This window comes from Streptomyces sp. NPDC012637 (assembly GCF_042954805.1).
GTDB lineage: Bacteria > Actinomycetota > Actinomycetes > Streptomycetales > Streptomycetaceae > Streptomyces.
Genome location: NZ_JBIBDS010000008.1, coordinates 316,517 through 342,004, shown reverse-complemented (window position 1 = coordinate 342,004; position 25,488 = coordinate 316,517). Strand labels below are relative to the sequence as shown.

The 25,488-nt window shown below is 74.1% G+C and carries 22 protein-coding genes and 2 tRNA genes; 10 read left to right on the top strand and 14 right to left on the bottom strand.

What is annotated here, in order from left to right; all coding sequences use genetic code 11:
- Positions 1-19: 19 nt before the first annotated feature.
- Positions 20-1,717, top strand: coding sequence for a glycosyl hydrolase family 18 protein (locus tag ACFY8W_RS29950; RefSeq protein WP_391112227.1), 1,698 nt, complete (start codon positions 20-22; stop codon positions 1,715-1,717).
- Positions 1,718-1,806: 89 nt separating this feature from the next.
- On the opposite strand, the gene ACFY8W_RS29945 is transcribed toward ACFY8W_RS29950, so the two are convergent.
- Complete coding sequence (locus ACFY8W_RS29945; RefSeq protein ID WP_391112224.1) at positions 1,807-3,549, bottom strand: EAL domain-containing protein; 1,743 nt, start codon at positions 3,547-3,549, stop codon at positions 1,807-1,809.
- Between the two features lie 654 nt (positions 3,550-4,203).
- Here ACFY8W_RS29945 and ACFY8W_RS29940 point away from each other — a divergent pair.
- Positions 4,204-5,457 (top strand): M6 family metalloprotease domain-containing protein, encoded by a 1,254-nt coding sequence (locus ACFY8W_RS29940; RefSeq protein ID WP_391111810.1) that lies wholly within the window; start codon positions 4,204-4,206, stop codon positions 5,455-5,457.
- A gap of 69 nt (positions 5,458-5,526) precedes the next feature.
- On the opposite strand, the gene ACFY8W_RS29935 is transcribed toward ACFY8W_RS29940, so the two are convergent.
- The 7 genes from ACFY8W_RS29935 to ACFY8W_RS29905 form a co-directional block, all read right to left on the bottom strand.
- A tRNA-Lys gene (locus ACFY8W_RS29935) sits at positions 5,527-5,600 on the bottom strand.
- Positions 5,591-6,226, bottom strand: coding sequence for a bifunctional DNA primase/polymerase (locus ACFY8W_RS29930; RefSeq protein WP_391111807.1), 636 nt, complete (start codon positions 6,224-6,226; stop codon positions 5,591-5,593). Before ACFY8W_RS29930 ends, ACFY8W_RS29935 begins: the two co-directional genes overlap by 10 nt.
- A 143-nt stretch (positions 6,227-6,369) precedes the next feature.
- The gene (locus ACFY8W_RS29925) at positions 6,370-6,726 is read right to left on the bottom strand and encodes a hypothetical protein (RefSeq protein ID WP_391111804.1); all 357 of its coding nucleotides are present in this window, start codon (positions 6,724-6,726) and stop codon (positions 6,370-6,372) included.
- An 88-nt stretch (positions 6,727-6,814) separates the two neighbouring features.
- Entirely contained in the window at positions 6,815-8,158 is a 1,344-nt protein-coding gene (locus tag ACFY8W_RS29920; RefSeq protein ID WP_391111802.1) for an AAA domain-containing protein, read from the bottom strand.
- A complete protein-coding gene (locus tag ACFY8W_RS29915) occupies positions 8,155-9,738 on the bottom strand; it encodes a hypothetical protein (protein WP_391111800.1) in 1,584 nt (527 codons plus the stop codon). The genes ACFY8W_RS29920 and ACFY8W_RS29915 overlap by 4 nt, the downstream gene beginning before the upstream one ends.
- Complete coding sequence (locus ACFY8W_RS29910) at positions 9,738-10,880, bottom strand: hypothetical protein (RefSeq protein WP_391111798.1); 1,143 nt, start codon at positions 10,878-10,880, stop codon at positions 9,738-9,740. Before ACFY8W_RS29910 ends, ACFY8W_RS29915 begins: the two co-directional genes overlap by 1 nt.
- Complete coding sequence (locus ACFY8W_RS29905) at positions 10,813-11,670, bottom strand: phosphatase PAP2 family protein (RefSeq protein WP_391111797.1); 858 nt, start codon at positions 11,668-11,670, stop codon at positions 10,813-10,815. The genes ACFY8W_RS29910 and ACFY8W_RS29905 overlap by 68 nt, the downstream gene beginning before the upstream one ends.
- 131 nt (positions 11,671-11,801) lie before the next feature.
- Here ACFY8W_RS29905 and ACFY8W_RS29900 point away from each other — a divergent pair, with 131 nt between their 5' ends.
- On the top strand, positions 11,802-12,398 hold the full coding sequence (locus tag ACFY8W_RS29900; protein WP_391111795.1) for a histidine phosphatase family protein: 597 nt from the start codon (positions 11,802-11,804) through the stop codon (positions 12,396-12,398).
- Positions 12,399-12,721: 323 nt separating this feature from the next.
- Here ACFY8W_RS29900 and ACFY8W_RS29895 read toward each other — a convergent pair whose 3' ends face one another.
- Entirely contained in the window at positions 12,722-14,014 is a 1,293-nt protein-coding gene (locus ACFY8W_RS29895; protein ID WP_391111793.1) for a tetratricopeptide repeat protein, read from the bottom strand.
- Between the two features lie 225 nt (positions 14,015-14,239).
- Between ACFY8W_RS29895 and ACFY8W_RS29890 the strand changes: the two genes are divergently transcribed.
- Positions 14,240-14,734 (top strand): hypothetical protein, encoded by a 495-nt coding sequence (locus tag ACFY8W_RS29890; protein WP_391111790.1) that lies wholly within the window; start codon positions 14,240-14,242, stop codon positions 14,732-14,734.
- 176 nt (positions 14,735-14,910) lie between these two features.
- On the top strand, positions 14,911-15,777 hold the full coding sequence (locus tag ACFY8W_RS29885) for a fused MFS/spermidine synthase (RefSeq protein WP_391111788.1): 867 nt from the start codon (positions 14,911-14,913) through the stop codon (positions 15,775-15,777).
- An 18-nt stretch (positions 15,778-15,795) separates the two neighbouring features.
- Here ACFY8W_RS29885 and ACFY8W_RS29880 read toward each other — a convergent pair whose 3' ends face one another.
- The gene (locus tag ACFY8W_RS29880; protein WP_391111785.1) at positions 15,796-16,347 is read right to left on the bottom strand and encodes a hypothetical protein; all 552 of its coding nucleotides are present in this window, start codon (positions 16,345-16,347) and stop codon (positions 15,796-15,798) included.
- A 42-nt stretch (positions 16,348-16,389) separates the two neighbouring features.
- On the opposite strand from ACFY8W_RS29880, the gene ACFY8W_RS29875 reads away from it, so the two are divergent.
- The 3 genes from ACFY8W_RS29875 to ACFY8W_RS29865 all read left to right on the top strand — a co-directional run bounded on the left by ACFY8W_RS29875 (position 16,390) and on the right by ACFY8W_RS29865 (position 20,091).
- Positions 16,390-17,088, top strand: a complete 699-nt coding sequence (locus ACFY8W_RS29875) for a response regulator (protein ID WP_391111783.1) — start codon at positions 16,390-16,392, stop codon at positions 17,086-17,088.
- The gene (locus ACFY8W_RS29870) at positions 17,085-18,455 is read left to right on the top strand and encodes an ATP-binding protein (protein ID WP_391111780.1); all 1,371 of its coding nucleotides are present in this window, start codon (positions 17,085-17,087) and stop codon (positions 18,453-18,455) included. Before ACFY8W_RS29875 ends, ACFY8W_RS29870 begins: the two co-directional genes overlap by 4 nt.
- A gap of 148 nt (positions 18,456-18,603) precedes the next feature.
- Positions 18,604-20,091 (top strand): cellulose binding domain-containing protein, encoded by a 1,488-nt coding sequence (locus tag ACFY8W_RS29865; protein ID WP_391111777.1) that lies wholly within the window; start codon positions 18,604-18,606, stop codon positions 20,089-20,091.
- 250 nt (positions 20,092-20,341) lie between these two features.
- Here ACFY8W_RS29865 and ACFY8W_RS29860 read toward each other — a convergent pair whose 3' ends face one another.
- The 3 genes from ACFY8W_RS29860 to ACFY8W_RS29850 are packed head-to-tail and all read right to left on the bottom strand — an operon-like array spanning position 20,342 to position 23,494.
- Complete coding sequence (locus ACFY8W_RS29860) at positions 20,342-21,166, bottom strand: ABC transporter permease subunit (RefSeq protein WP_391111774.1); 825 nt, start codon at positions 21,164-21,166, stop codon at positions 20,342-20,344.
- On the bottom strand, positions 21,166-22,140 hold the full coding sequence (locus ACFY8W_RS29855; RefSeq protein ID WP_391111771.1) for an ABC transporter permease subunit: 975 nt from the start codon (positions 22,138-22,140) through the stop codon (positions 21,166-21,168). Before ACFY8W_RS29855 ends, ACFY8W_RS29860 begins: the two co-directional genes overlap by 1 nt.
- A 4-nt stretch (positions 22,141-22,144) precedes the next feature.
- Complete coding sequence (locus ACFY8W_RS29850) at positions 22,145-23,494, bottom strand: extracellular solute-binding protein (protein WP_391111768.1); 1,350 nt, start codon at positions 23,492-23,494, stop codon at positions 22,145-22,147.
- A 168-nt stretch (positions 23,495-23,662) separates the two neighbouring features.
- Between ACFY8W_RS29850 and ACFY8W_RS29845 the strand changes: the two genes are divergently transcribed.
- Entirely contained in the window at positions 23,663-24,235 is a 573-nt protein-coding gene (locus ACFY8W_RS29845) for a GNAT family N-acetyltransferase (protein ID WP_391111765.1), read from the top strand.
- Between the two features lie 152 nt (positions 24,236-24,387).
- Entirely contained in the window at positions 24,388-25,266 is an 879-nt protein-coding gene (locus tag ACFY8W_RS29840; protein ID WP_391111762.1) for a glycosyltransferase family 2 protein, read from the top strand.
- A 99-nt stretch (positions 25,267-25,365) separates the two neighbouring features.
- Here the strand turns inward: ACFY8W_RS29840 and ACFY8W_RS29835 are convergent.
- Positions 25,366-25,438: transfer RNA gene (locus tag ACFY8W_RS29835), tRNA-His, on the bottom strand.
- Positions 25,439-25,488 lie beyond the last annotated feature (50 nt).

The window sequence follows — 25,488 nt, the reverse complement described above, 5'->3', positions numbered from 1 at the left end:
CCGCAGTTCCCGCAGACCGCTGATCGCCGCACTCCTCGGCTCGGCCCTCGCGGCGGGCGCCCTCGCCGCGACCGCCGGCCTCGGCTCGGCGCAGGCCGCCGGCACCGCGACCACGGCCGCGTCCACCGGCGGCGTCAAGATCGCGTACTACGACCAGTGGAGCGTGTACGGGAACGCCTTCTATCCCAAGCACCTCGACCAGCGGGGCATCGCGGCCAAACTGGACGTCATCAACTACTCGTTCGGGAACATCCACCCGACCGACCTCACCTGTTTCGAGGCCAACAAGGCCGCGGGTGACGACGCCAACCCCAACGCCGGTGACGGCGCGGGCGACTCGTACGCCGACTACCAGAAGTCCTTCTCGGCCGCGGACAGCGTCGACGGCGTGGCCGACAAGTGGGACCAGCCGATCGTGGGCGTCTTCAACCAGTTCAAGGAACTGAAGGCGAAGCACCCCCACCTGAAGATCAACATATCGCTCGGCGGCTGGACCTACTCCAAGTACTTCTCGGACGCGGCCAAGACCGACGCCAGCCGCAAGAAGCTCGTCGCCTCCTGTATCAAGCAGTACATCCAGGGCGACCTGCCGGTGGAGGGCGGCTTCGGCGGCCCCGGCACCGCCGCCGGCATCTTCGACGGCATCGACATCGACTGGGAGTACCCCGGCTCGCCCGACGGCCACCTCGGCAACCACTACGCGCCCGAGGACAAGCAGAACTTCACCCTCCTGCTCGCCGAGTTCCGCAAGCAGCTCGACGAGTACGGCGCCGCCCACGGCGGCAAGAAGTACCTGCTGACCGCCGCCCTGCCGGCCGGCCAGGACAAGATCAAGAACATCGAGACGGACAAGATCGGCGCGTACCTCGACTACGCGAACATCATGACGTACGACATGCACGGCGCCTGGGACGGCGACGGGCCGACGTACCACCAGTCCCCGCTCTACTCCGGCAGCAACGACCCCACCGACGTCATCAAGCCGGGCACCGAGAAGTACTCGATCGACAACGCCATCGACTCCTGGATCGACGGCAAGCCCGCCTACGGCATCACCGGCGGCTTCCCGGCGAACAAGCTGACGCTCGGCTACGAGTTCTACTACCGCGGCTGGAAGGGCGTGCCGGCCGGCACCACCAACGGCCTCGCCCAGCCCGCCACCGGCGCCTCCGCCGTCCGCCCGGTCAGCCAGCAGGCCGGCATCGCGCACTACAAGGAGCTCGGCGGCATCGTCGACAACGCGGCGACCACCTTCTGGGACGACCAGGCCAAGTCCGCCTACTTCTACAAGGACGGCGAGTTCTTCACCGGTCTCGACCAGCGCACCATCCAGGCCCGCGCCGACTACGCCCACCAGCGCGGTCTCGCCGGCGCGATGATGTACTCGCTGCTCGGCCTGGACGCCAACGCCACGCTCTTCAACCAGATCGTGACCGCGGTCGGCTCGTCCCCGACGACCCCGACCCCGACGCCGACCCAGACGACGGCGACCCCGACCCCGACGGCGACCACCACGAGCCCGACCCCGACCCCGACGCAGACCACCACCCCGCCGGCCGGCTGCACCGCCCCGGCCTACGTGGCCGGCACCGTCTACACCGGCGGCACGGTCGTCTCCCACAAGGGCCGCAAGTGGCTCGCCCAGTGGTGGACCCAGAACGAGGAGCCGGGCACGACCGGCGAGTGGGGCGTCTGGAAGGACCAGGGCGCCTGCTGACCCTCCGCGGCCACTGCCCCGGCACCGCATGAACCACTGCCCCCGCCCGGAATGTCCCTCCGGCCGGGGGCAGTTCCATGCCCGGACTCCTACACGGGCAGGGGCGCGACGCCGATGAGGCCGGCGATGCGCTCGGGCGCCACCGCCCGCGAGTAGAGCCAGCCCTGCCCGGTGTCGCAGCCGATCCGGCGAAGCCGCGCGGCCTGGCCCGCGGTCTCCACGCACTCGGCGGTGACCGTGAGCCCGAGCCGGTGCGCGAGCTGCACCAGCGCCTCCACGATCAGCTCGTCGGCCGGGCTGGCGTGCTCCTCGTCCTGGAAGCCGCGCACGAACGATCCGTCCAGCTTCAGGACGGAGACCGGCAGCCGGCTCAGATAGGCGAGGTTCGAGTAGCCGGTGCCGAAGTCGTCGATCGCGATCCGCACGCCCATGTCGCTCAGCGCCTGGAGCGCCTGGAGCGGCCGGCCCGCCGAGCCCATCACCGCCGACTCGGTCAGCTCCAGCTGGAGCAGGTGCGGCGCGAGGCCGGTCTCGGCGAGGATGCCGGCGACGTCGGCGACCAGGTCGGAGTCCCAGACCTGACGGACCGCCACGTTGACGCTGACGAAGATCGGCCGGTCGCCCGGGTGGTCCTTCTGCCACTGCCGGGCCTGGCGGCAGGCGGTGTTCAGCACCCAGCGTCCGAGCTCGACGATCGAGCCGTCCTCCTCGGCGATTCCGACGAACCGATTCGGCGTCAGCGTGCCGAACTGCGGGTGGTTCCAGCGCACCAGCGCCTCCACCCCGCGCACCGCCCCGTCGGCGAGGTCCACGAGCGGCTGGTACTCCAGCGTGAACTCGCCGCGCTCCACGGCGGGCCGCAGGGTGGAGGACAGTGCCTGCCGGGTCATCCGGTGGGCGTTGCGCTCCGGGTCGAAGAGCGTCCAGCGGGCCTTCCCGTCGGCCTTGGCCCAGTACAGCGTGGTGTCGGCGGCCTGCATCAGCTGCGTCGCCGTCGAGCCGTGGGCGCGCCGCTCGACCACGCCGATGGACGCGGAGACCGAGAGCCGCTGCCCGGACAGGTCGAAGGGCTCCTGGAGCGAGGTGAGCACGGCCTGCGCCAGGTCGGCCAGCTGCTCGGTGCCGACGGAGTCCTCGACCAGGATCGCGAACTCGTCGCCGCCGAGCCGGGCCACGAGGTGGCCGCCGCCGCGGGTGAAGCCGTGTCCGTCGGCGCACTCGGTGAGCCGGCCGGCGACGGCGGCGAGCAGCCGGTCGCCGACCCGGTGGCCGAGGGTGTCGTTGACCGCCTTGAAGCCGTCCAGGTCCAGGTAGCAGAGCCCGATCCGCCCTGTTCCGCCATGCCCGTACGACTCGTAGGACTCGTACGAGGAGTAGGCGTCGTACGACGGGTCCCGGAGGTCCTCGTCGGAGGGGCCGTCGGCGGCGGCGCTCTCCAGGGCGGCGGTCAGCCGCTCGAAGAACAGGGTGCGGTTGGGCAGCCGGGTGACCGGGTCGTGCATCTGGAGGTGGCGCAGCCGGGCCTGGAGCTCGCGCCGGTCGCTGATGTCGGCGACCGAGAGCAGTACGCGCGGACTGTCGGGCACGGGCGACACGGTCACCTCGGCCCACAGGGACTGCCCGTCGGGGTGCTTGAGGCGGCGGGTGCAGCGGAACCGGGAGCGCCGGCCGCGCAGCACCTCGCGGTAGGCGTGCCAGGTGCGGCCGTCGGAGGCGAGGTCGACGAGGTCGGCGGCGGCCTGCCGGTGGAGGGCGGCCGGCTCGGTGCCGAGCAGCGCGCCGAGGGCTTCGTTCGCGGCGACGACGACGCCGTCCCGGTCCACCATGGCCATCGCGAGCCGGGCGGCACGGAAGGCGGCGCTGTAGTCGCGGAGTTCGGCGGCGGGGTCGGGGCCGAGTCCCGGGCCGGGGGCGAGGCCGGGCCCGGAGCCGAGTCCGGAACCGGAGCCGAGTCCGGGGTCGGAGCCGAGTCCGGAACCGGAGCCGAGGCCGGGGTCGAGGCCGAATCCCGGTCCGGAGTCGAGTCCGGCCCCGAGTTCGAGTCCGGGGCCGGGATCGAGTGGGGGTGAGTGACGCTCTGTGAGCATCGGCTCCGCCGACGGATGCACCGGTTCTTCGGGGGTTCCGCTCACCGCTCGCTCCCGTAGTGCGTTCGGGCCGTACAGATGTGGTCGGAAAGGTCGGCCAAGGAAAGTGGACCGATCATAGAGGCAGGCCCGGGCGCCGTTCCAGCTCCGAGGCCCGCCTCGGGCCTCCGGCGGGCTGTGAGGCTGCCCACCCGCCCGTCCGGCCGATCGTTTCTGCGCGGGTCTGACACGGGTCGACGGCACGCTGAACGAATGTGACTTTCCGTGAGCTGCCGCGCGTCCGTGTCGCGTCGACCCGGCGAGTCCCGCTCACCCGACCGGGGCAGCGGAAAGGTGCGAAACCGCCCAAACCGACACAAGGTGGGTGAGGTGTCACGCTTTCCGGAGCCGGAGGTCCACGTGAGGGGTCAGCAGCCACCCGGGGGAGTGCGGCGCTCGCGCCTGCGGGCCGGCGCGGCCGCCTTCACCTCCCTCGCGGCACTCGCCGCGACCGGCCTGGTCGCCGGCCCCGCCGTCGCCGCGCACTCCGCGGGCCCGTGCGCCCTGCCCCGTACCGCCGCCCACCACTCGCTCGGCCTCGACAGCTGGAACCGGGCCTATCCGCGGCCCGCCCGCACGCTCGACGCGGTCATGATCTTCCTGTCGTTCCCGGACTCCGCCCCGCTCACCACCCCCGCCGAGCTGACCGCCGACCACTTCCCGGGCACGTCCGAGTTCTTCGAGCGCGCCTCCTACGGCCGGTTCAGCCTGCGCCCGCACCCGCAGGCGGCCTGGACGAGGATGCCGCGGGACTCCTCCGCGTACGCGATACGGCGTGACTGGAGCGCCGAGCACCGCGCGGCCTATCTGCGCGACGCGGTCCGCGCGGCCGACGCCTCCGTCGACTTCTCCCGTTACGACATCGTCTACCTGGTCGCCGACCCCGACGCGCCCGGCGTGGACTCCGACGCCACCAAGGTGGTCAACCTGGAGCACCCGCTGGAGGCCGACGGAACGGAGATCAAGCGGGTCGTGACCGTCTTCGAGCGGCACCCGCCGGACCGCAACGTGCTCGCCCACGAGACCGGGCACGTCTTCGACCTGCCCGACCTCTACCACCGGCCCACGGACGGCAAGGGCGACTGGGACACCCACGTGGGCGACTGGGACGTCATGGGCAGCCAGTTCGGCCTCGCGCCGGAGCTCTTCGCCTGGCACAAGTGGAAGCTGGGCTGGCTCGACCGCGCCCAGGTGGCCTGCGTCCGCGGCCCCGGCACGCACGTGATCGGCCTGGAGCCGGTCGCCGCCGCGCCCGTGGCCGGCGGCAGCCTCGGCACGCGGCTCGCGGTGGTCCGTACCGGCGAGGGCAGCGTGCTGGCCGTCGAGGCCCGCTCGGCGACCGGCAACGACGCGGACACCTGCACCGAGGGCGTGCTCGTCTACCGGGTCCGTAACCAGGCGGCCTCCGGCGACGGCCCCGTGGAGGTCGTGGACACCCATCCGCGCACCGAGGCCTGCTGGGAGCGCTCGGTCTATCCGCCGCTCGCGGACGCGCCGCTGCGGGAGGGCGAGTCCTTCACGGTGCCGGACACGGGCGTACGGGTGGAGGTGGCCGAGCGGACCGGGGCGGGCATGTGGACGGTGCGGATCACCGGCCCGCAGCCCGGGGAATGACCGGAAGGCCACCGCGGGTCCGAACGCGCGAAGAAGCCCCTCGCTTCCGCGAGGGGCTTCTTCCGTCTGTGCGCCGCCAGGGACTCGAACCCCGGACCCGCTGATTAAGAGTCAGCTGCTCTAACCAACTGAGCTAGCGGCGCCTGCTGACGTCGTAGACATTAGCATCCGGATCCGCCGAAGCAAAAATCGATACCCGCACGTCGGCGCGCGAAACCATCCGGACGGCCCGCACGCAGGCCCACAGCAGCACCTCGGGGCCCGGCAGCCAGGGCTTGCGGGTGTCGGGCGCGACCACCCAGCGCGGGCCCTGACCGTCCGGGTCGGCCGGGGCGAGCGGCGGGACGGTCACGGCGTCGCCCACGCCGTGGCACAGCGGCCGGGGCACGGCCTCACCCCATTCCTCCCAGTCGAGCAGGGACGGTAAGCGCTGGGCGGTGCCGGGCGCGGCGAAGAGCAGCATGCGGCCCCGGTGCACGGCGATCGGGCCGGAACCCGGGCCCTCGGCCCACAGCCGGTCGAGCATCCGGCGCCCGAAGATCGGCTCCACGTTCACCACGTCGAAGACGCCGCCGCACGGCAGCGCCGCCGGTGCGGCGGGCCGCTCCTGCCAGAGCGCGAGCGTGTCGTCCGGGCGGGCGGTGGCCGAGGCGAGCCAGGCGGCGCCCTCCTCGGTCACCCGCGCGGTCTGGTGCCGCTCCTCGTCCGGGTTCCGCAGGAAGCGGAAGATGTCGTACGGGGTCGTCTCGTCGCGCAGCCAGGTGGTCATACGAGAACATCTACCGGCCGTGACCGTTCCGTTTCAGCGGGTTGCCGGAAACCCGGACACGGCGGGGTCCGGGGGAGTATCTTGCACCCCGGCATATGCCAGACGGCCAGTCCGGCGGTCTGCCCGCCGCACGGTCCGTCGGGTCACTCGTCCTTGTCCCGCCCGGACGAGCGGATCAGGTCCTGCCCGAACTCGATCATCTTCCGGGCGTAGTCCTCGGTCCACTCGGCCCGCTCCGCCACGGCGGCCGCCGTCAGCCGGTCGAACCGGCGCGGGTCCGCGAGCTGCGCCGCCGCGATCGCCTGGAACTCGATCGCCCGGTCGGTCGCCGCCCGGAACGCCAGGGTCAGCTCCGTCGCCCGGGCCAGCAGCTCCCGAGGATCCTCTATCGACTCGAGGTCGAAGAAGTGCTCCGGGTCGGCGGTCGCCTCGGCAGGCTCGAAGATCAGCGGCGCCGGCCTGACCCGCCGCTGTGCGCTCCGCTCCGCGGATTCCGCCATGGTCCTTCTCCTCCTCGCACACACGCGGCCCGGAGACCCGGGCCACTTCCATTCTCCCGCGCCTGGCAAGACCGCCGAAGGCCCCGTTTCACGGGGCCCAGGTCACCCGGTGCTCCGCGAGATGCGACAGGACCGCGTGGTTCGCCTCCCACCCGTCCGGGAACTTGACCGTGACGCCCAGCTGGACCGGCTCCGTCGAGGGGTGTTCGTCGAGGAGCTCCGTGACGCCCGCACGGCAGACGACGACGCAGGCATGGCGGTGGCGGGAGGCGAGCACGCACAGGCGGCCCGTCTCCAGGTGGAAGGCGGTGGCGTCCGGGCGGCCGGAGAGCGGGTGGAGCACGACCGTGACGTCGTACTCACGGCCCTGGAGCCGGTTGGCGGTGTCCACCGTCACGCCCGTGACGCCCAGCTCCGCGAGCGCCGCCCGCACGGCCGCCGCCTGGTCGCGGTGGGCCGTGCCGACGGCGATCCGGTCCGCGGTGAGCGGGACGGGGCCGGAGGAGCGCTCGCTGATCGCGGCGCCGCCCCGGTCCAGGAGCCGGCGCACCACCAGGGCGACGGCGTGGACCGCCTCCGGATCCGTGCGCGGGGTGTGCCGGGCGGGCAGCTCCAGGAGGCCCCAGCCGGACTCGGCCGCCTCGTCCAGGACCCGGTCCTGGGCCGAGCCGTCCGAGGCCACGCCGAAGGACAGCCGCCGGTCGCCGTGGTCCGTGCCGCTGCGGAACGGCGTGTACGGGTAGAAGGCGTCCGAGACGAGGGGCGCGGCCGACGCCGGGAGGCGCCACGACACCGGGAGGCGGTGCTGCGGCAGCTCCGGGTTGTGGGCCAGCAGCGTGGAGACGGCGGATGCCGAGGGGTCGTACGACAGGCCCGCCCACTGCTCCGCGCCCACCACCGAGAACGGGTCCAGCTGGCCGGGGTCGCCCACGAACAGCGCCCGCTCGAACAGGCCCGCCACGGCGAGCAGCGCGTCCGAGCGCATCTGGTACGCCTCGTCCACGATCGCGTGCGCCCACGGCTCCACGTTCTTCACGTGCGCCCACTTCGCGGCCGTCGACACGACCACGGGCAGGCCCGCGAGATCCGCCGCCTTCGCCGACTTCCGCACCTGTTCCAGGTCCTCCAGGGCCTTGTCGTACGGATCGGAGTCGTTGGAGTGCAGCCGGCCCACCTGGAGGTCCGGCTGCTTCTCCGCGATCCGCAGCACCAGGTCGTCCACCTGGGCGTTGGTCTGCGCGACGATCATCAGCGGGCGCCCGGCCTCGGCCAGTTCGAGCGCCGCCCGCACCACGAGCGTCGACTTGCCGGCGCCGGGCGGGGAGTCCACGACGACGCCCCTGGCGGTCCCGTGCAGGGTGCTCGCCAGGATGTCGGCGGTCGCCCGCGCGGCCTCCGCGGCCGGGTCGAAGTCCGCACGGTCGAAGGTCACAGGATGTCCTCGGAGGTGATGGCATCGGGGAGTTCGGCGGCGTCGGAGCGCGGGGGACCGCCATGGGTCCACGGCGTCTCCTCCGGGTCCGGCAGCTTGGCGCCCGGCCGCTGGTCGTGCTCGAACAGCGTCCAGGCGATCCGCTCGCCCTTCTCCGGCACGGAGCCCTCAGCCGGGTCCTTCGAGCGGCCCATCCGGTCGAGGACGCGCAGGACGAAGGCCCCGTCGGGCTCCTGCCCGGCGCACTCCGCCGCCTGCGGCTTTCCGTCCAGCGAGCGGTACACCTTCACGCCCTCGCCGAGATGCGGGCGGTCGTCCGTGCGGACCGTGAGCAGCGGGCGCGGACGGTTCTTCTCCGTGCGCGTCATCGTGACCTCGACGACCTCCGCGACGAACGCCTCGCCCGCGAGCCGGCGCCCCGCCATGACCAGCGGATCGTCCAGCGCCTCCTGGGCCTCCAGCTGGCCCTGCGCCTGCTCGCGCGCGGCCAGCTTCCGGGCGGCGGTCACCGCGTCGTCCCGGCGCGGCTGCGGCGGCTCGCCCGCCGCGATCCGGTCCCGCTGGCCGGTGAACGACCAGCGGTCGCGGGTCCACCGGTCGGCGACCCGCGCGCCCTCGGGAAGCTCCCGCAGCACGTCGAGCGACCGCCACACCGCGTCCCAGGCCGGCTTCAGCTGGGAGCCGACGAGCCGGCGGATCTCCCGCTCGGCCCGGGTCAGCGCGGCCAGGCCGTCCTCGGCCGCCCCGCCGTCCTCGGCGGCGCCGAGTGCCTGACGGGCCCGGTCGTAGGCCTCGATCGCGGGCGCGAGCAGGCGGTTGTCGAAGGCCGGGTCGGTCGCGGGACCGGCGGGCGGGCACAGCAACTGGCCCTGCGCGTCCCGGCCGAGCTCCGCCCGCAGCGCCGCCTCGGCACCGGACTCCCCGTCGTGCGGGTCGATCCAGGCGAGCAGCGCGCCCAGGTGCTGGTCCTCCAGGGAGGACTGGCCGGTCGCCCAGTGCCGGTTCAGCAGGTCCGTCGCCGCGACGAGCAGCGAGGAGCCCGGCACCCGGGCCCGCTCGCCGAAGTGGGTCAGCCAGCGCCCGAGCAGCGGCACCCGCGGCGGCGCCGGGAACGGCGTCTCCGGGTCCTGCTCGGCCGTCCGCCGGAACCTCATGGACCGCCCGAGCAGCCGTACGTACTCGACGCCCGCCCGGCTCGGCACCACCAACTGGGGTGCGTCCGCGCAGAGTTCGACCTCGACCTTGACCTTCTTCCCGGTCTCCGGGTCGGTCTCGGAGCGCTCGTTGACCTCGACGTCCCCGGCGTAGGAGTCGACGTACGGCAGGATCTCGTCGGCCAGTTCGGCGAGGAACGCGAAGCGCAGGTCACGGTCGCGCGGCTGCGGCACGACCAGCAGGCGCGGCGCCCCGGGGTCCGTGCCGACCAGCGCGCCGAGCGGAGCGCCCGCCTCGCCGGACGTCGTCAACGGCACGAAGACCAGGGGCCGTTCGGACAGGTGCCGGTGCCGCACGGTGGCCAGCGGCTGGGCCCGGCCCGCCTCGACGGCCTCCATCCGGGCCAGGGTGGAGATGAGCGACATCAGGCCACCTCCTCCCCGCCCGCCGCACCGGCCGCTCCCGCCAGCGCCTCACCGCGCAGCGCACGCGCCCGGCGCAGCGCCGCCACCGCCGGGTCCTCCGGGTCACCCGCCTCGCCGCGCGCCGCCGCCAGGACCGCGCCGATCGTCGTCAGACCGCCCAGCTCACCCCGTACGGACCGGCCGAGCGCCGTCACGGCGTCCGCGGCCCGGGCCCGCTCCCGGCAGTGGAACGCCAGCTCGCACGCGGACAGGCACTCCGGCGCGTACGCGTGTGGCACGCACTCCACCGCCGCGGCCAGCTCCTCGGCCGAGCACTCCGCCACGTCGAAGGTGACGCCCTCCGGCAGCGCGTCCGCGATCTCCTCGATCCGGGTCAGCCGGGCCAGCTGGCGCCGGGTGACCGCCAGCTGCTTGCGGACGTCGACCGCCGAGGCCGTCGGCAGGTTGGAGAAGTCCTTCGGGCAGACGAGCAGCACCCGGTGCGCCACCCCGGCGCCCTCGGTGACGCCCGCGATCCGCTCCAGGGCCAGCACGTACACCGCCGCCTGGCGGGCCGCCGCGCCCACCTTCGACGCGTCGGCCGAGCCGTCGACCATCGGGAAGGACTTGATCTCGACGACCGTCCACCGCCCGTCGGGATGGACCACGACCGCGTCGGGCTCCAGATAGACCGGTGAGCCGGCGACCTCGAGCGCCAGCATCGGATGGTCGAGCAGCGCCCAGCGGCCCGCCGCCGTCGCCTCCCGCAGCGCGAGCGCCGTCCGGGCCGCCCGGCCCTCGGGCCCGGCGGCGGCGAGCTCCGGCAGGTCCACCGTCCCCGGCTCCGTGATGCCGAGCAGACCGAGCAGCTCCCGGCCGCCGTCCGCCTTCACCTTCGCCTCGAACGCGTTGCCCCGGGCGATGGCGAACTGCGACTGGCCGAAGCCCGAGGGCGCTCCCAGCTTCGCGGCGAGCGCGGTCTTGTCGACGCCCGCGCCGTCGAGGATCGCGCGCCGCCTGCAGCCGGGGTTCGCGGCCAGGGCGGCCAGCGCCCGCGCGTCGAGCGGACGCGGCACGGCGGCCGGTCCGCGCAGCTCAGCGAGCCGATGACGGAATGTCGTCTGCGGCGGCCGGTGCGGACCGCTGCCCAGGGATGCGCTCACCCGCGGAAGTCTCCCATCCGCCACTGACAGGCGGGGCGCTTTGCCGGGATCCGCCCGTCATCACCCGGTCCGCCACCCGGTCGGCCAGGCGCATCGCGTACGGCGTGAGCAGCAGCCCGGCGCCCATCACGGCCGCCCCGGCGACCGCGTCGAGAAGGTAGTGGTTGGCCGTGCCCATGACCACCAGGACCGTCAGCAGCGGATAGCCGACGCCGAGCGCCCGGGACAGCGGTGTCCGCCCGTACCGCCACAGCATTACGCCGCACCACAGCGCCCAGCCCACGTGCAGGCTCGGCATCGCCGCGTACTGGTTGGTGAGCGCGCCCAGCCCCCGCGGCGCGCTCGCCTCGCCGCCCCACCAGCCGTACGAGCTGAAGCGGGCCATCGTGTCGACGAAGCCGTGGCCCGGGTCGAGCAGCCGCGGCGGACAGGTCGGGAGCAGGGTGAAGCCCACGAGGCCGAGCAGCGTGGAGACCATCAGCCAGGTCCGTGCGGCCCGGTAGCGCGCGGGCCGGCGGCGGAACAGCCAGACCAGGACCGCGGGCGTGACCAGGTAGTGGAGGGAGGCGTACACGAAGTCGGCGGGCACGCCGAGCGCGGGAACCGCCGTGAAGAGCCGGTTCAGCGGACGCTCCACGGCGATGCCGAGGAACTCCTCCGCGCGCAGGATCGCGAGGCCGTGGCCGACCGCCGTGCCCACGTCCCCGCGGGCGAGCAGCCGCCCGCAGGAGTAGGCCGCGTACACCGCGCCGACCAGCACGAGCTCCGCCCACCAGCGTGGCCTGCGCATACGAGTCCCCCCACTTCTCCCCGACCGGGTGAGGACGCCGGCGCACGGCCCGGGGTTGCCCGGGGGTCACCCCGAATTCACGTGGGCGATGATGGGAGGGCACCCTTTCCGTGAACCCCTGGAGAGCCTTCATGGCACCGCGCATCCTGCTCGCCCGGCACGGCCAGACCGAATGGTCGCTGCTCGGCCGCCACACCGGCAGGACCGACATCCCTCTGCTCGACGAGGGCCGGCGCGGCGCGAAGCTGCTCGGCACCCGGCTCGGCCGCGGGCCGTGGGCCGGCCTCGACGGCGTCGAGGTGCGCAGCAGCCCGCTGGTGCGGGCCCGGGAGACCTGCGAGCTTGCCGGTTTCGGCGAGCGGGCGGAGAACTGGGACGCCCTGATGGAGTGGGACTACGGGGCGTACGAGGGGCTGACGCCGCCCGAGATCCAGGCGATCCGGCCGGGCTGGCTCATCTGGCGCGACGGCGTTCCCGGGGGAGAGACGCTGGCCGAGCTCTCGGCCCGCGCCGACCGGGTCGTCGAGTGGGCCCGCTCGGCCGACCGGGACGTCCTGGTCTTCGCGCACGGCCACATCCTGCGGTCGATCGGCGCGCGCTGGCTGGGCGAGGACGTCTCCTTCGCCGCCCGCATCCGGCTCGACCCGACGAGCCTGTCCGTGCTCGGCTGGGCGTACGGCGCCCCGGCCATCGAGCGCTGGAACGACACGGGACACCTGGAGGCGTAGCCACGCGCCCCCGGATGCGTGCCGCCCGCCAACCCGGGCGGTCCGGGTCCGCGCGGGGCGACGTCCCGGTCCGTACGGGGGTGAGCCCCGGCCCGTAGGGACGAGTCCGCGTCAGTACGGGGGTGAGCCCCGGTCCGTAGGGACGAGTCCGCGTCAGTGCGGGGAGTCCCGTTTCGTAGGGGCGACGTCCGCGTCGGTACAGGGGTACGCCCCGGGCCGTGCGCGGTGGAATCCGGTCCGTACGGGGCGACGTCACGTCCGTACCTGCCGGCGTCCCGGTCCGTGTGCCGCGATGCCCGCGTCAGTGCGCGGCGACGTCCGCGTCAGTACGCGGCGATGACCCGGCGCGTCTCGGCGAGCAGCTTGCGGATGCGGGCGGACTCGACGCCCTCCAGCGAGCCCTCCACGCGCCGCACCTCCGCCGCCGCCTCGTCGGGGCGGCCCGCGTGGGCGAGGTTCCCGGCGAGCTGGGCGCGGTAGAGCGCGAGGTTGCGGGCGAAGTGCGGGTCCTGCAGGACCGTGGCGCGCTGGGCGTGCCGGGCCGCGCGGGACCAGTCGCCGAGCATCGACCAGCACAGGGCCTCCTGTGCCTCCAGCTCCGGCTCGCCGAAGAAGGACATCCACTCCGGGTCGCGCTCGCCCGGCCCGCGCCCGAAGTGGGCGTGGGCCCGGCCCAGGGCCTCGGAGCAGGCGGAACGGTCACCGAGCCCGGCCCACGCCCCGGCCTCCCGCAGGTTCAGCAGCGCGAGCAGCCGGTCGGAACCGAGCGGTGCCGCGGCCCGCAGGCCGGCCTGCGCCGCCCGGACCGCCTCCCGGTGGCGGCCCGAGTCACGGGCCAGGAACGAGGCGTTGCAGAAGGCGTGCGCCTCCAGGGCGTGGTCGCCGGCCATGCGCGCGGTGGCGAGGGCCTCGGCGTAGTGGGAGCGGGCGTCCTCGAGGCGGCCGGAGTCGTGGGCGAGCCAGCCGACGGAGATGGCGAGTTCGCCGGCGCCGCTGTGCAGCCGGTCGGCCGTGGCGCGGCGGGTGGCGACGCCCGCGTCGAGCAGGGCGTAGGCGGTGCGCAGCGGCTGGGTGGCCCGCCGGTACAGACCCTCGGCGCCGTGCCGGTCGTCGAGCAGCCGGATCTGGCGGACCGCGTCCTCGACCGCGCGGACCTCGGCGTCGCCGACGCGGTGGACGGCGCGGGGGGCCGGGATGGTCGCGGCGGCGGGGCCGCCGAGTCCCAGCGAGGCGGTCGCCAGGGTGGCGGTGCCGCCGGTCATGAATGCGCGACGCAGCACGTCGCTCTCCTCATCGTTCCGGGTGGTGATGGCGGGGGGTGGCGGTGCCCCGGCCGCCACGGCGGCCGGCCGCCGGCCGCGAACGGCCTCCCGCGCCGAGAACCCCAGGTCCGCAAGGCTCAGTCCGGGGAACATGTGCAGGAAGACCCGCTCGTAGGCGTAGTTCGGGCAGCGGATCTCGCCCGCCTCGACGCGCCCGATGTAGCGGGCGTCGCATGCGACCTGCTCGCCGATCTCCCGAGCCGCCCGGCGGACGCTCGCGGCGAACTCCGCCGGCGAACGCTGTCCGCGGAGCCTGCGGAAGGCGAGATTGGGAACTGCCCGTGACAACGCCATGGCCGAGCCCTCTCCTGGTGCTGCCGGTGTTCCGGCGGGGCAAGAACGTACCTGCTGTGACCGGCCGCGTACGCAGGGTTTGGCAACAAATCGGATATCTCGCACGCGATCTGCCATGAACTGCCATCCTTTGCGGCGGCGTGCCGCCGTAGCCGTTGACGCCCTTCGCCGTTGAACCATGCGGAGAGACGGAACGTGTCTCCTCTTCGGAGCGAGGAGGGTCCCATGGTGGAAATGGTGGAAACCGGAGCCATCGGGCCGGTCGCGTCGCAGGCGTCGACCGAGCGGCACAAGCCCACCCGGGACGCGAGCGCGTCCCCCGCGCCCGCCGCGTCTGTCGCGCCGCCCGTCGCGCCCTGTGATCTGGTGACCGTGCCGGCCCGGCAGGGCCTGGAGGCCGTGGACATCCTGCGCCGCGGCGGCGCCCCGGCCGTCGGTCCCGTGCTTCACGACGGCGCCTGCGACACGCTCGGCTTCCTGGTTCCGCCCGGCACGGCCGCGGCCTGGGACATGCCGGGCAGCGCGTGCACCAGGACCGACGGCCGCGGTCTGCGGCTGCCGGAGCCGCCCGAGCTCCCCGGCCCCGACGGTGCCACCCCGCGCCCGGCGGACTGGCTGCTTCCGCCCGGAGACACCGGCGAGGTCACCGACCCGGCGATGCTGCGCGCGGCCCTGGGCCAGGCGGCCCGGCTGATCGAGGCGGCCGACGGCTGCCGCTGAGCCGTTCCGGCACCGGCACCACCCACGGTCGTCGCGGAACCCTTCCGGCACCGGCACCCACGGTCGTCGCGGAACCCTTCCGGCACCGGCACCCACGGTCGCCGCTGGGCCGTTCCGGCGCGGGCGCCGACGGCCGCCGCTGCGCCCGGTTCCGCACGTGCACGGATAATGGGGCCGTGGCCAGGAACAGACAGCGGGAACGAGTGGCAGGGGCCGTCGCGGTCGTCGAGACCGTGGACGGCGGACTCGCCGAACTCATACCCGACCGCGAGCGGGCGCGCGGCTGGACGCTGCTCATCGACGGTGCCCCGCAGTCCCACGTCGACCTCGACGATCCCGGATACCTCTCCTTCGAGTACCAGCGGCGCCTCGGCCACATCGCCGATCTCGTCGCGCCGGCCAACAGGCCGGTCCAGGTCGTGCACCTCGGCGGCGGTGCCTTCACCCTCGCCCGCTACGTCGCCGCCACCCGGCCCCGCTCCACCCAGCAGATCGTGGAGCTGGACGAGCCGCTCGTGCGGCTGGTGCGCCGCGAGCTGCCGCTCGACTCCGGTGCCCGGATCCGGGTCCGCGCCACCGACGCCCGCGCCGGGCTCGGCAAGGTCGCCGACGGCTGGGCGGACCTGATCATCGCCGACGTGTTCAGCGGGGCCCGGACGCCCGCGCATCTGACCAGTACGGAGTTCCTGGCCGAGGTACGGCGGGTGCTGCGGCCCGGCGGCTTCTACGCGGCCAACCTCGCCGACGGTCCGCCGCTCGCCCACCTGCGCGGCCAGATCGCCACTGCCGCCACCGTCTTCCCCGAGCTGGCGCTCGCCGCCGACCCGACCGTCCTGCGCGGTCGCCGCTTCGGCAACGCCGTGCTGCTCGCCTCGGACCGGGAGCTGCCGGTGGCCGAGCTGACCCGGCGGGTGGCGACCGACCCGCACCCGGGCCGGGTCGAACACGGGCGGGCGCTCGCCGACTTCACGGGCGGCGCGGCGCCGGTCACCGACGCGAGCGCCAAGCCCTCGCCCGTACCGCCCGCGGCCGTCTTCCGCTGACGCCCGCCGCCCGTACGGTCAGCGCTCCTCGATCTCCACGCGCGGCGCGGTGTCGTGCCAGAGGCAGAAGACGGAGATCTCGCGGCCGTCCCTGGTGAAGGTGACCCGGATCCAGGTGGGCTGCTTCCACACCTGCATCTGCCAGCCGGACCCGGGGATCGCGGAGACCAGTTCGGCCGAGGACGGGCCGAGGTCGAAGACCACCCGGCCGCCGTCCGTCCCGTAACTCCTCACGCTGCCCGGGCCGTTGCCGGAGCCGCTCGGCGCGGTGGTCCTCGGGGCGGTGGTCCGGCCGGCCGGGGCCGTGGTCGCCGGCTTGGAGGGGCGGGCGGTGCTCGGCGCGGCCGTGGGGCTCGTGGTGGGCGAACCGGAGCGCGGGGTCGAGGAGGCCAGCGGATCCGTGCCGGCGGCGGCGTCGCCGATCGCCGCCGTGCCGGACGGGATCGGCAGGGCGCGCGGCGGGTCGTAGACCGTGCCGGCCAGCACCGTGTGCACTCCCCACCAGGAGAGCGTCACCGCCGCACCGGTGGCGAGCGACCACGCCAGCGCGTGAACCAGTCCTCTTCGCACCGGCCCATACTGCCATCCCCCGAATGGCGTACGGTGCGGGCCATGGCAAGTGTGCTCGTGGTCGAGGACGACCAGTTCGTCCGCTCCGCCCTCATCCGGCATCTCACCGAGGCCTCCCACACCGTGCGGAGCGTCGGGACGGCCCTGGAGGCGTTGCGGGAGGTCGCCCATCACCGTTTCGACGTGGTCATCCTCGATCTCGGGCTGCCCGATCTGGACGGCGCCGAGGCGCTGAAGATGCTGCGCGGGATCACCGACGTGCCGGTGATCATCGCGACCGCGCGGGACGACGAGGCCGAGATCGTCCGGCTACTCAACGACGGGGCGGACGACTACCTCACCAAGCCGTTCTCGGTGGAGCACCTGTCCGCGCGGATGGCCGCGGTGCTGCGCAGGGCGCGGTCCTCGGGCGAGGCGCCGCCCTCGCGGGAGATCCGGGTCGGCGGTCTCGCCATCGACCCGCTGCGCCGGCAGGCCGCGCTCGACGGGACCGCGCTCGACCTGACCCGGCGGGAGTTCGACCTGCTGGCCTTCCTCGCCGGCCGGCCGGGCGTCGTCGTCCCGCGCAAGGAGCTGCTCGCCGAGGTGTGGCAGCAGTCGTACGGGGACGACCAGACCATCGACGTACATCTGTCGTGGCTGCGACGGAAGCTGGGCGAAACGGCCGCCCGGCCGCGCTATCTGCACACCCTGCGCGGGGTGGGCGTGAAGCTGGAGCCGCCGAGGGAGCCCCAGCCGTGAGATGGGCCCTGGTCAAGGTGTCGCTCGCCGTCACCGTCATGGTCGTGGTCGCCTTCGCCGTACCGCTCGGCCTGGTCGTCAAGGAGATGGCCCGTGACCGTGCGTTCTCCAACGCCGAGCGGCGGGCCGCCGGGCTCGCGCCGGTGCTCGCCATCACCACCGACCGGGAGCAGCTGGAGCGGGCCGTCGCCACCACCGACGACGGCGCCGAGGGACGGCTCGCCGTGCACCTGCCGGCCGCGCCCGGCGAGGCCGGCGGCCGGGGCGAGGTGATCGGCGCCATGCGGGCGTCCGGCGAGGACCTGGCCACCACCCGCTCGCTCGGCCGTGCCACGATCGCCGAGGTGTCCGGGGGCTCCGTGCTGCTCCAGCCCACCGCGGTGAGCTCCGGGCAGGTCGCGGTCGTCGAACTCTTCGTGCCGGAGGGCGAGGTCACCAACGGTGTCGCCACCGCCTGGCTGGTGCTCGCCGCGGTCGGCATCGCCCTCATCGTCGGCTCGGTGGCCGTCGCCGACCGGCTCGGACTGCGCATGGTGCAGCCCGCGCAGCGGCTCGCCCGCGCCGCGCACGAGCTCGGCGAGGGCAAACTGGGCGCGCGGGTCCGCGAGGAGGGGCCGCCGGAGCTCAAGTCGGCCGCCGTCGCCTTCAACTCGATGGCCGACCAGGTCGTGCAGCTGCTCGCCAACGAGCGGGAACTGGCCGCCGACCTCTCGCACCGGCTGCGCACCCCGCTGACCGTGCTGCGGCTCAACGCGGCCTCGCTGGGCTCCGGTCCGGCCGCAGACCAGACGCGGGCGGCGGTGGAGCAGCTGGAGCGCGAGGTCGACACCATCATCCGTACGGCACGGGAGGCGAAGCCGCAGACCCTGGCGACGGCGCCGGTCGCGGGCTGCGACGCCGCCGAGGTGGTGCGCGAGCGGATGGACTTCTGGTCGGCGCTCGCGGAGGACGAGGACCGCAAGGTGCGGGTCGCGGGCGTCGAGCGACCGGTGCGGATCCCGGTCGCGCGGCCCGAGCTGGCCGCCGCGCTCGACGCGCTGCTCGGCAACGTCTTCCGGCACACCCGGGAGGGCACCGCCTTCTCCGTCGACCTCCACAACGGCGAGGACGCCGTCATCATCCTGGTCTCGGACGCGGGCCCGGGCATCCCCGATCCCGCGGCGGCGCTCGCCCGTGGCGCGGGCAGCGGCCGGCACGGCTCCACCGGGCTCGGCCTGGACATCGTGCGGCGGATGGCGGAGTCGACCGGTGGCGACGTCCGCATCGGGCACTCGGTGCTCGGCGGCACCGAGGTCCGCATCTGGATCGGCCTGGGCGACCGGGCCGTCCGCGGCCCGGGCCGCCGCGGGCGGCGCCGCACCCGGTGAACCTTTCGGCGTCCCGATGCCTTCCTTAAGCGGAGCCTAAGAATCCCAACCCCGGCCCGCTCCTTGCCATTTGTCCGTTTCCGCCTCGCTAGCGTGCTGCCGCACCCCACCACCCCCCACTCCCGGCACACACAGAGGCAGGCACGCGATGGGCACCAGTTCGCACCGGCGCAAGGCGAGCGGCACGACGAAGGCCGTCGGCGTGGTCGTGGCCGCCGCGGTGATCGGCGGCGCGGCGTTCGCGCTCTCCGGCACCGCGCAGGCCGCGTCCGTCGGCGCCGCGTACACCAGGACCAGCTCCTGGACCGGCGGGTACACCGGCCAGTACGTGATCACCAACGAGACGGCCGGCGTCCAGTCGGGCTGGACGCTGGAGTTCGACCTGCCCGAGGGCACCACCATCGGCTCCCTCTGGAACGGCGAGCACACCGTCTCCGGCAGGCACGTCACCGTGAAGCCGGCGAGCTGGAACAAGGAACTCGCCCCGGGCCGGTCCGTCACGGTCGGCTTCGTCACCGCATCCTCCGGCCAGGCGGGCGACCCCGCCAACTGTCTGATCAACAAGGCCGCCTGCGCCGCGGGCGGCACCACCCCCACCCCGAGCGGCCGCCCCACGACCCGGCCGACGGCGACGGCGAGCCCCACGGCCACGCCGAGCCCGACCAGGACGGCCACGCCCACCCCCACGAAGACGGCGACCCCCACGCCGACGGCCACGGCGACCACCGCGCCGCCGCCCGGCACCGCCGCCCGGTTCGCCCCGTACGTCGACACCTCCCTGTACCCGGCGTACGACCTCCTCGCCACCGCCGACCAGACCGGTGTGAAGGAGTTCAACCTCGCCTTCATCACCTCCGGCGGCAGCTGTACCCCGCTGTGGGGCGGCGTCACCGACCTGGCCTCGGACAAGGTGGCCGCGCAGATCGGTGCGCTCCGCGCCAAGGGCGGTGACGTGCGCGTCTCCTTCGGCGGCGCCGCCGGCCACGAACTCGCCCTGAACTGCTCCTCGTCCGCCGCCCTCGCCGCCGCGTACGGCAAGGTCGTCGACCAGTACGCGCTCACCAAGGTCGACTTCGACATCGAGGGCGCCGCCCTGCCGGACACCGCCGCCAACACCCGCCGCGCCCAGGCCATCGCCCAGCTCCAGAAGTCGCACCCCGGTCTGAACGTGTCCTTCACCCTGCCCGTCATGCCCGAGGGCCTGACCCAGCCGGGCGTGGACCTGCTCGCCGACGCCAAGCGCAACGGCGTGCGCGTCGACGCGGTGAACATCATGGCGATGGACTACGGACCGGCCTACAGCGGCGACATGGGCCAGTACGCGATCTCCGCCGCCACCGCCACCCAGGCCCAGATCAAGGGCGTCCTCGGCCTGTCGGACGCAGCCGCGTGGAAGGCCGTCGCGGTCACCCCGATGATCGGCGTCAACGACGTCACCACCGAGATCTTCAAGGTCGACGACGCCACCCAGCTCGTCGACTTCGCCCGCTCCAAGGGCATCGGCTGGCTGTCGATGTGGTCCTCGACCCGCGACAAGCAGTGCGCGGCCGGCGCGGTGAACCACGCGGACGCCACCTGCTCCTCGATCCTCCAGCAGCCGCTCGCCTTCACCAAGGCCTTCGCCGCCTACAGGTAGCCCCTGGACCACCTGGTCCCCCCACACCGCGCGCCCCGGCCGGTCCCACCCCCACCACCGGCCGGGGCGCGCCCCTGTCCGGGCTCCGGTTCCAGGGAGAGCGAGCCGTAGCGGCTGTCCATCGCTCCTTCTCCGGCTCCGGGAGGTCCGCGATGGGGATGTCGGACATCAGGGGACGCTGACGGTGGCGTACGGGTGAAGCCCTCCACCCCGGCCGTACGAGTGACGGGTTCTCAGCGCCCCCGCCCGCTCAGCCCTTCACCGCGCCCCGCATCACCCCGCCCACGATCTGCCGGCCCAGCACCGCGAACACCAGCAGCAGCGGCACCGTCCCGAGCACCGCGCCCGCCATCACCACCGACTGGTCCGGGATGTAACCGCGACCCAGACCCGTCAGGGCCACCTGCACCGTCGGACTCCCCGTCTGGGTCAGCACGAGCACCGGCCAGAAGAAGTCGTTCCACGCCGCCACGAACGTCAGCGCCCCCAGCACCGCCATCGCAGGCCGCGCCGCCGGGAACACCACGTGCCACACGATCCGCAGCGCCCCGGCCCCGTCCACCCGCGCCGCCTCCACCAACTCGGCCGGCAGCGCCCGCAGCAGGTGCTGGCGCATGAAGAACACCCCGAAGGCCGACACCAGACCCGGCAGGACCACCGCCTGCAGCTCGTCCGTCCAGCGCAGCCGGGCGATCACCAGATACAGCGGTACCACCCCGAGCTGCGGCGGGACCAGCATCGTCCCCACCACGAGCGCCAGCAGCGCGCCCCGGAACCGGAACCGCAGCCGCGCGAAGGCGAAGCCGGCGAGCGTCGCCACGAGCACCGTGCCCGCCGTGATCACCGAGGCCACGAGCACCGTGTTCGCGAGCGCCGCACCCAGATGGGCGTCGGTCCACGCGATGCCCAGGTTGCGCGGCAGATTGCGGCCGAAGCGCAGCGGCGGCGGCGTGTGCGCGAGCCGGGTCGTCGTCCGGGAGGCGGCGACCGCCGCCCACAGCAGCGGGAAGAGGGAGACGGCGGCGAAGAGGAGCAGCAGGACGTACGTGCCCCGGCCGGCCCGTGCCGTACGCATCAGTCCGCCTCCCAGGGCCTCGACGAAGCCCGCGACCGGGCGAGCCGCGCCGCCCCGAAGACCGCGAGCAGGATCAGCAGCATCACCCAGGCGATCGCCGAGGCCCGTCCCAGGTGCAGGTTCACCCACCCCTGCTCGTACAGGTAGAGCCCCAGCGTCTGGAACTGGTGGTCCGCCCCGCCCGAGGCCCCCGCCCCGGCCCCGAACAGCAGCGGCTCGCCGAACAGCTGGGTCGCCCCGATCGTCGACACGACCACCGTGAACAGGATCGTCGGCCGCAGGCCCGGCAGCGTCACATGGACGAACTGCCGCCACCGCGACGCCCCGTCGAGCGCCGCCGCCTCGTACAGTTCGCGCGGCACGGTCTGCATCGCGGCGAGGTAGATCAGCGCGTTGTAGCCGGTCCACCGCCACACGACGATCGCCGACACCGCCGCCTTCGACGCCCACGGCCCGTTCTGCCAGTCGACCGGGGCGATGCCCGCCGCCGACAGGACCCAGTTGACGAAGCCGTGGTCCCGCCCGAAGAGCAGCGCGAACACGAGCGTCGCCGCGGCCACGGAGGTGGCGTACGGAGCGAGCGCCACCACCCGGAAGAACGCCCGCCCGCGCAGCCGTACGTCGAGGAGGTGCGCGACCGCCAGCGCGAGCAGCAGCTGCGGCACCGTCGAGAGCACGCCGATCACGAAGGTGTTGCCCAGCGCGTTCCAGAAGAACGGATCGCCGGCGAGCCGCACGTAGTTCCCCGCCCCCACCCACTCCCAGCGCTCGAGCGAGGTCAGCTCGACCCGGTGCAGCGAGGCCCACCCGGTGTACAGCAGCGGGAAGAGGCCGAACGCCCCGAAGAGCACGAAGAACGGTGCGACGAAGCCGTACGGGACCCAGCGGCCGCGCCGGGCGGCCGGGCGGGGCGGTGCCGCTGGCGTGACGAGGGCGGTCGCGGGCGGCGCGCCGTGCGCGGGAACGTCGGTCAACGCCTCACCGGTCCAGCGCGTTGTCGATGGACCGCAGCGCCGCCGCCCAGGCCTCGTCCGGGTCGCGGCCCGCCTGGTCGACCTGGAGCATGCCGACGTCGGACAGGTGCTGCGCGACGAGGCCCTCCTTCGGGCCGACCGGAGCCGTCGGCACGCCCCGCGCCGCCGCCGTGAAGATCGCGCCCACCGGAGCGTCGCCGAAGTACGGGTGGCGGGCCGACGCCACCGCCGGCACGGCGTGGGCGGCCGAGGTGCTCGGGAAGCTGCCGCGGAGCGCGAACACCCGGGCCTGCTGGGCGGGGGCGGTCAGCCAGGCGGCCAGGCGGGCGGCCTCCGCCCGGTGCCGGCCGGTCCTGGGGACGACGAGGAAGGAGCCGCCCCAGTTGCCCGGCCGGGGCGCCGCGGCCACGTCCCAGCGGCCCTCGCCCGCCGGGCCCGCCTTGTCCTGGATGTAGCCGAGCATCCAGGCCGGGCAGGCGACCGTCGCGAAGGTCCCGTTCGCGAAGCCCTGGTCCCAGCCGGGTGTGAACTGCTGGAGCCGGGCGGTCAGCCCCTCCCGGGCGAAGGCGGCCGCGAGGTCCCAGGCCTCCCGCACGGCCGGGTTGGTGCCGACGACGAGGGCGCCGCGCCCGTCGTAGAAGCGCAGCGGACCGCTGCTGATGACGGCCGCCATCACGCCCGACGCCGAGTCGGTGAACGCGACCCGGTCCGGCGTCCGCCCGGCGAACCGCCGGCCCACGGCGAGGAAGCGCCGCCAGTCCCCGGCCCACAGCCGCCCCACCGCCTCCCGCCCGGTCGGCAGCCCGGCGCGGGCGAACAGGTCCTTGCGGTAACAGACGGCCTGCGGGCCGATGTCGGTGCCGAGCCCGACCGTACGCCCGTCCCGGCCCGTGCCCTGCGCCCACTTCCACGGCAGGAACGCCCGCCGGTCCACCCCGGGCACCGCGCCCAGGTCCACCAGGCGGTGGCCCTGCGTGCCGACGACCTCGGCGATGTTGCCGATCTCGACGGCCTGCACGTCGGCGAGGCCGGAGCCGGTGACGAGATGGGTGATCAGCTGCGGGTAGTAGTTCTCGTTGCGTTCGACGGAGGTCTGGCGGACCGCGACGTCCGGGTGCAACCGCATGTACGTGTCGTAGAGCCCGGCCTCCTTGAGTCCGAAGGACCCGAAGACACCGACGGTCAGCGTGACCGGCCGCCCTTCCGGTTCCATCCCTCCGGCCCAGGCGGGGCGCGGCACGGGCGGGTCGGTCGCGCAGCCGGCGGTGAGGCCCGCGGCGAGGAGGAGGGCGAGGGCGAGGGCGGTGACGGGACGGCCGGCGGGGCCGCTCCTCCTTCTCGTGCGCCTGGACATGGCGCGACGGTAGTGCGGCCCCGCGCGGCCGCACGGGGACAGCTCGCCGGGGTCGCGGAAGTCACCCGGCCACGTCACCCGGGCGGCCGAAGGAGCCCCGTGGGAGGGTGGCGGGAAGAGAGGGGAGAACGGGATGGAGCGGGGGAACGGTGTGACAGGGAGAACGGGATGACCATCGAGGTGCGGCCGGCCTCGGACTTCGCGGACACCGCCGCCGTCATCGGCCCCAAGTCGCCGACGGCCACCGTCTGCTGGTGCCTGAGCTACCGGATCCCGTCCAGGCTCAACAACGAGCTGCGCGGCCCGGCCCGTGGCGAGTACGTCTCCGAGCTCTGCCACGGGTCGGTGCCGCCGGGCGTCCTCGCGTACGACGGGGACGAGCCGGTCGGCTGGGCGGCCGTGGCGCCGCGCGCGGACACGAGCTTCGCGCACAGCCGGAAGATCCCGCACGTCGACGACCTGCCGGTGTGGTCGCTGTGGTGCATCAGGGTCCGGCCCGGCCACCGCAGGCAGGGCATCTCGCACGCGCTGATCGCCGGTGCCGTCGAGTTCGCCCGCGAGCGGGGCGCGCCCGTCGTCGAGGCGTATCCGCTGGACAACGGCGACGCCCGGGTCGACCTGACCATGGCCTACGCCGGACTGCGCAGGAACTTCGAGCGCGCCGGCTTCGTCCACGTCGCCGGCACCACCTCGGTCCTCGCCGGCCATCCCCGCATCCTGATGCGGCGCGACCTGCGCTGACGCCCGGTGTGCCGGGAGGTCCCGGCCCACGCGGCGACCGCGGCGATCATGACGCCCGGGCGTGCGCCGTGTGCCCTCCACGTGAACGGGCGGGGACGCGGGCCCGTTAGCATCGCGGGACCCGGGATGGTGATCGACGGACGGAGTGGGCTGTGGCGCGACCGCGTGTGGGTGTGGCGGTGCTGACGATGGGCACGCGCCCGAAGGAGCTGCGGGCGCTGCTCGATTCGGTGGCCGCGCAGGACGAGCCGGCCACCCGGGTCGTCGTGATCGGCAACGGCGCCGGGACGCTGGCCGAGCTGCCGGACGGCGTGCACGGGGTGGAGCTCCCGGAGAACCGCGGGGTGTCCGGCGGCCGCAACGTCGCCATCGAGACGCTCCGCTCCTTCGGCGACGTCGACGTCCTGGTGGACCTCGACGACGACGGCCTGCTCGTGGACACGGACGTCTTCCGCCGGCTCGTCGACCTGTACGAGGCCGAGCCGGCGCTCGGCGTCGTCTCCTTCCGCATCGCCGACGAGAACGGCGAGACGCAGCGGCGGCACGTGCCCCGGCTCGGCGCGAAGGACCCGATGCGCGGCGGCGAGGTGACCACCTTCCTCGGCGGCGGCCACGGCCTGTCGATGCGCATGCTCGACCGGATCGGCGGCTGGCCCGAGGACTTCTTCTTCACCCACGAGGAGACCGACCTGGCCTGGCGCGCCCTCGACGACGGCTGGACCGTGCGGTACGCGCCGGAGCTGCTCCTCCAGCACCCGAAGACCAGCCCGGCCCGGCACGCGGTCTACTACCGGATGACCGCCCGCAACCGGGTGTGGCTGGCCAAGCGGAACCTCCCGGTCCTGCTCGTCCCCGTCTACCTGGGCGTGTGGACCCTCCTCACCCTGGCCCGCACCCGCTCCCTGCCGGGCCTGCGGGCCTGGTTCGCCGGCTTCTTCGAGGGCGTCCGCCGCTCCGGCGGCACCCGCCGCCCGATGAGCTGGTCCACGGTCTGGCGCATGGGCCGCCTGGGCCGCCCGCCGGTGATCTGACCCGGGCCGCTCGGTCCCGCCCCTCCGGGGGGCGGGACGGGTCCGTACGGCAAAACGACCGAGGCCCCGGTTCTTCCGAACCGGGGCCTCGGTCTACAGGGTGAGTAACGGGACTCGAACCCGCGACATCCTGGACCACAACCAGGTGCTCTACCAGCTGAGCTATACCCACCACGACCGGTCACTCGCCCGAGGGCTTCCCTGACCGGCCGAGAAGAAGTC

Excerpts from the sequence above, each read along its gene's own strand:
- ACFY8W_RS29945 (WP_391112224.1), bottom strand. The coding sequence starts at position 3,549 with ATGGCCATGGTGGACCGGGACGGCGTCGTCGTCGCCGCGAACGAAGCC.
- ACFY8W_RS29930 (WP_391111807.1), bottom strand. The coding sequence starts at position 6,226 with ATGACCACCTGGCTGCGCGACGAGACGACCCCGTACGACATCTTCCGC.
- ACFY8W_RS29925 (WP_391111804.1), bottom strand. The coding sequence starts at position 6,726 with ATGGCGGAATCCGCGGAGCGGAGCGCACAGCGGCGGGTCAGGCCGGCG.
- ACFY8W_RS29915 (WP_391111800.1), bottom strand. The coding sequence starts at position 9,738 with ATGTCGCTCATCTCCACCCTGGCCCGGATGGAGGCCGTCGAGGCGGGC.
- ACFY8W_RS29905 (WP_391111797.1), bottom strand. The coding sequence starts at position 11,670 with ATGCGCAGGCCACGCTGGTGGGCGGAGCTCGTGCTGGTCGGCGCGGTG.
- ACFY8W_RS29900 (WP_391111795.1), top strand. The coding sequence starts at position 11,802 with ATGGCACCGCGCATCCTGCTCGCCCGGCACGGCCAGACCGAATGGTCG.
- ACFY8W_RS29895 (WP_391111793.1), bottom strand. The coding sequence starts at position 14,014 with ATGGCGTTGTCACGGGCAGTTCCCAATCTCGCCTTCCGCAGGCTCCGC.
- ACFY8W_RS29890 (WP_391111790.1), top strand. The coding sequence starts at position 14,240 with ATGGTGGAAATGGTGGAAACCGGAGCCATCGGGCCGGTCGCGTCGCAG.
- ACFY8W_RS29875 (WP_391111783.1), top strand. The coding sequence starts at position 16,390 with ATGGCAAGTGTGCTCGTGGTCGAGGACGACCAGTTCGTCCGCTCCGCC.
- ACFY8W_RS29865 (WP_391111777.1), top strand. The coding sequence starts at position 18,604 with ATGGGCACCAGTTCGCACCGGCGCAAGGCGAGCGGCACGACGAAGGCC.
- ACFY8W_RS29860 (WP_391111774.1), bottom strand. The coding sequence starts at position 21,166 with ATGCGTACGGCACGGGCCGGCCGGGGCACGTACGTCCTGCTGCTCCTC.
- ACFY8W_RS29850 (WP_391111768.1), bottom strand. The coding sequence starts at position 23,494 with ATGTCCAGGCGCACGAGAAGGAGGAGCGGCCCCGCCGGCCGTCCCGTC.
- ACFY8W_RS29845 (WP_391111765.1), top strand. The coding sequence starts at position 23,663 with ATGACCATCGAGGTGCGGCCGGCCTCGGACTTCGCGGACACCGCCGCC.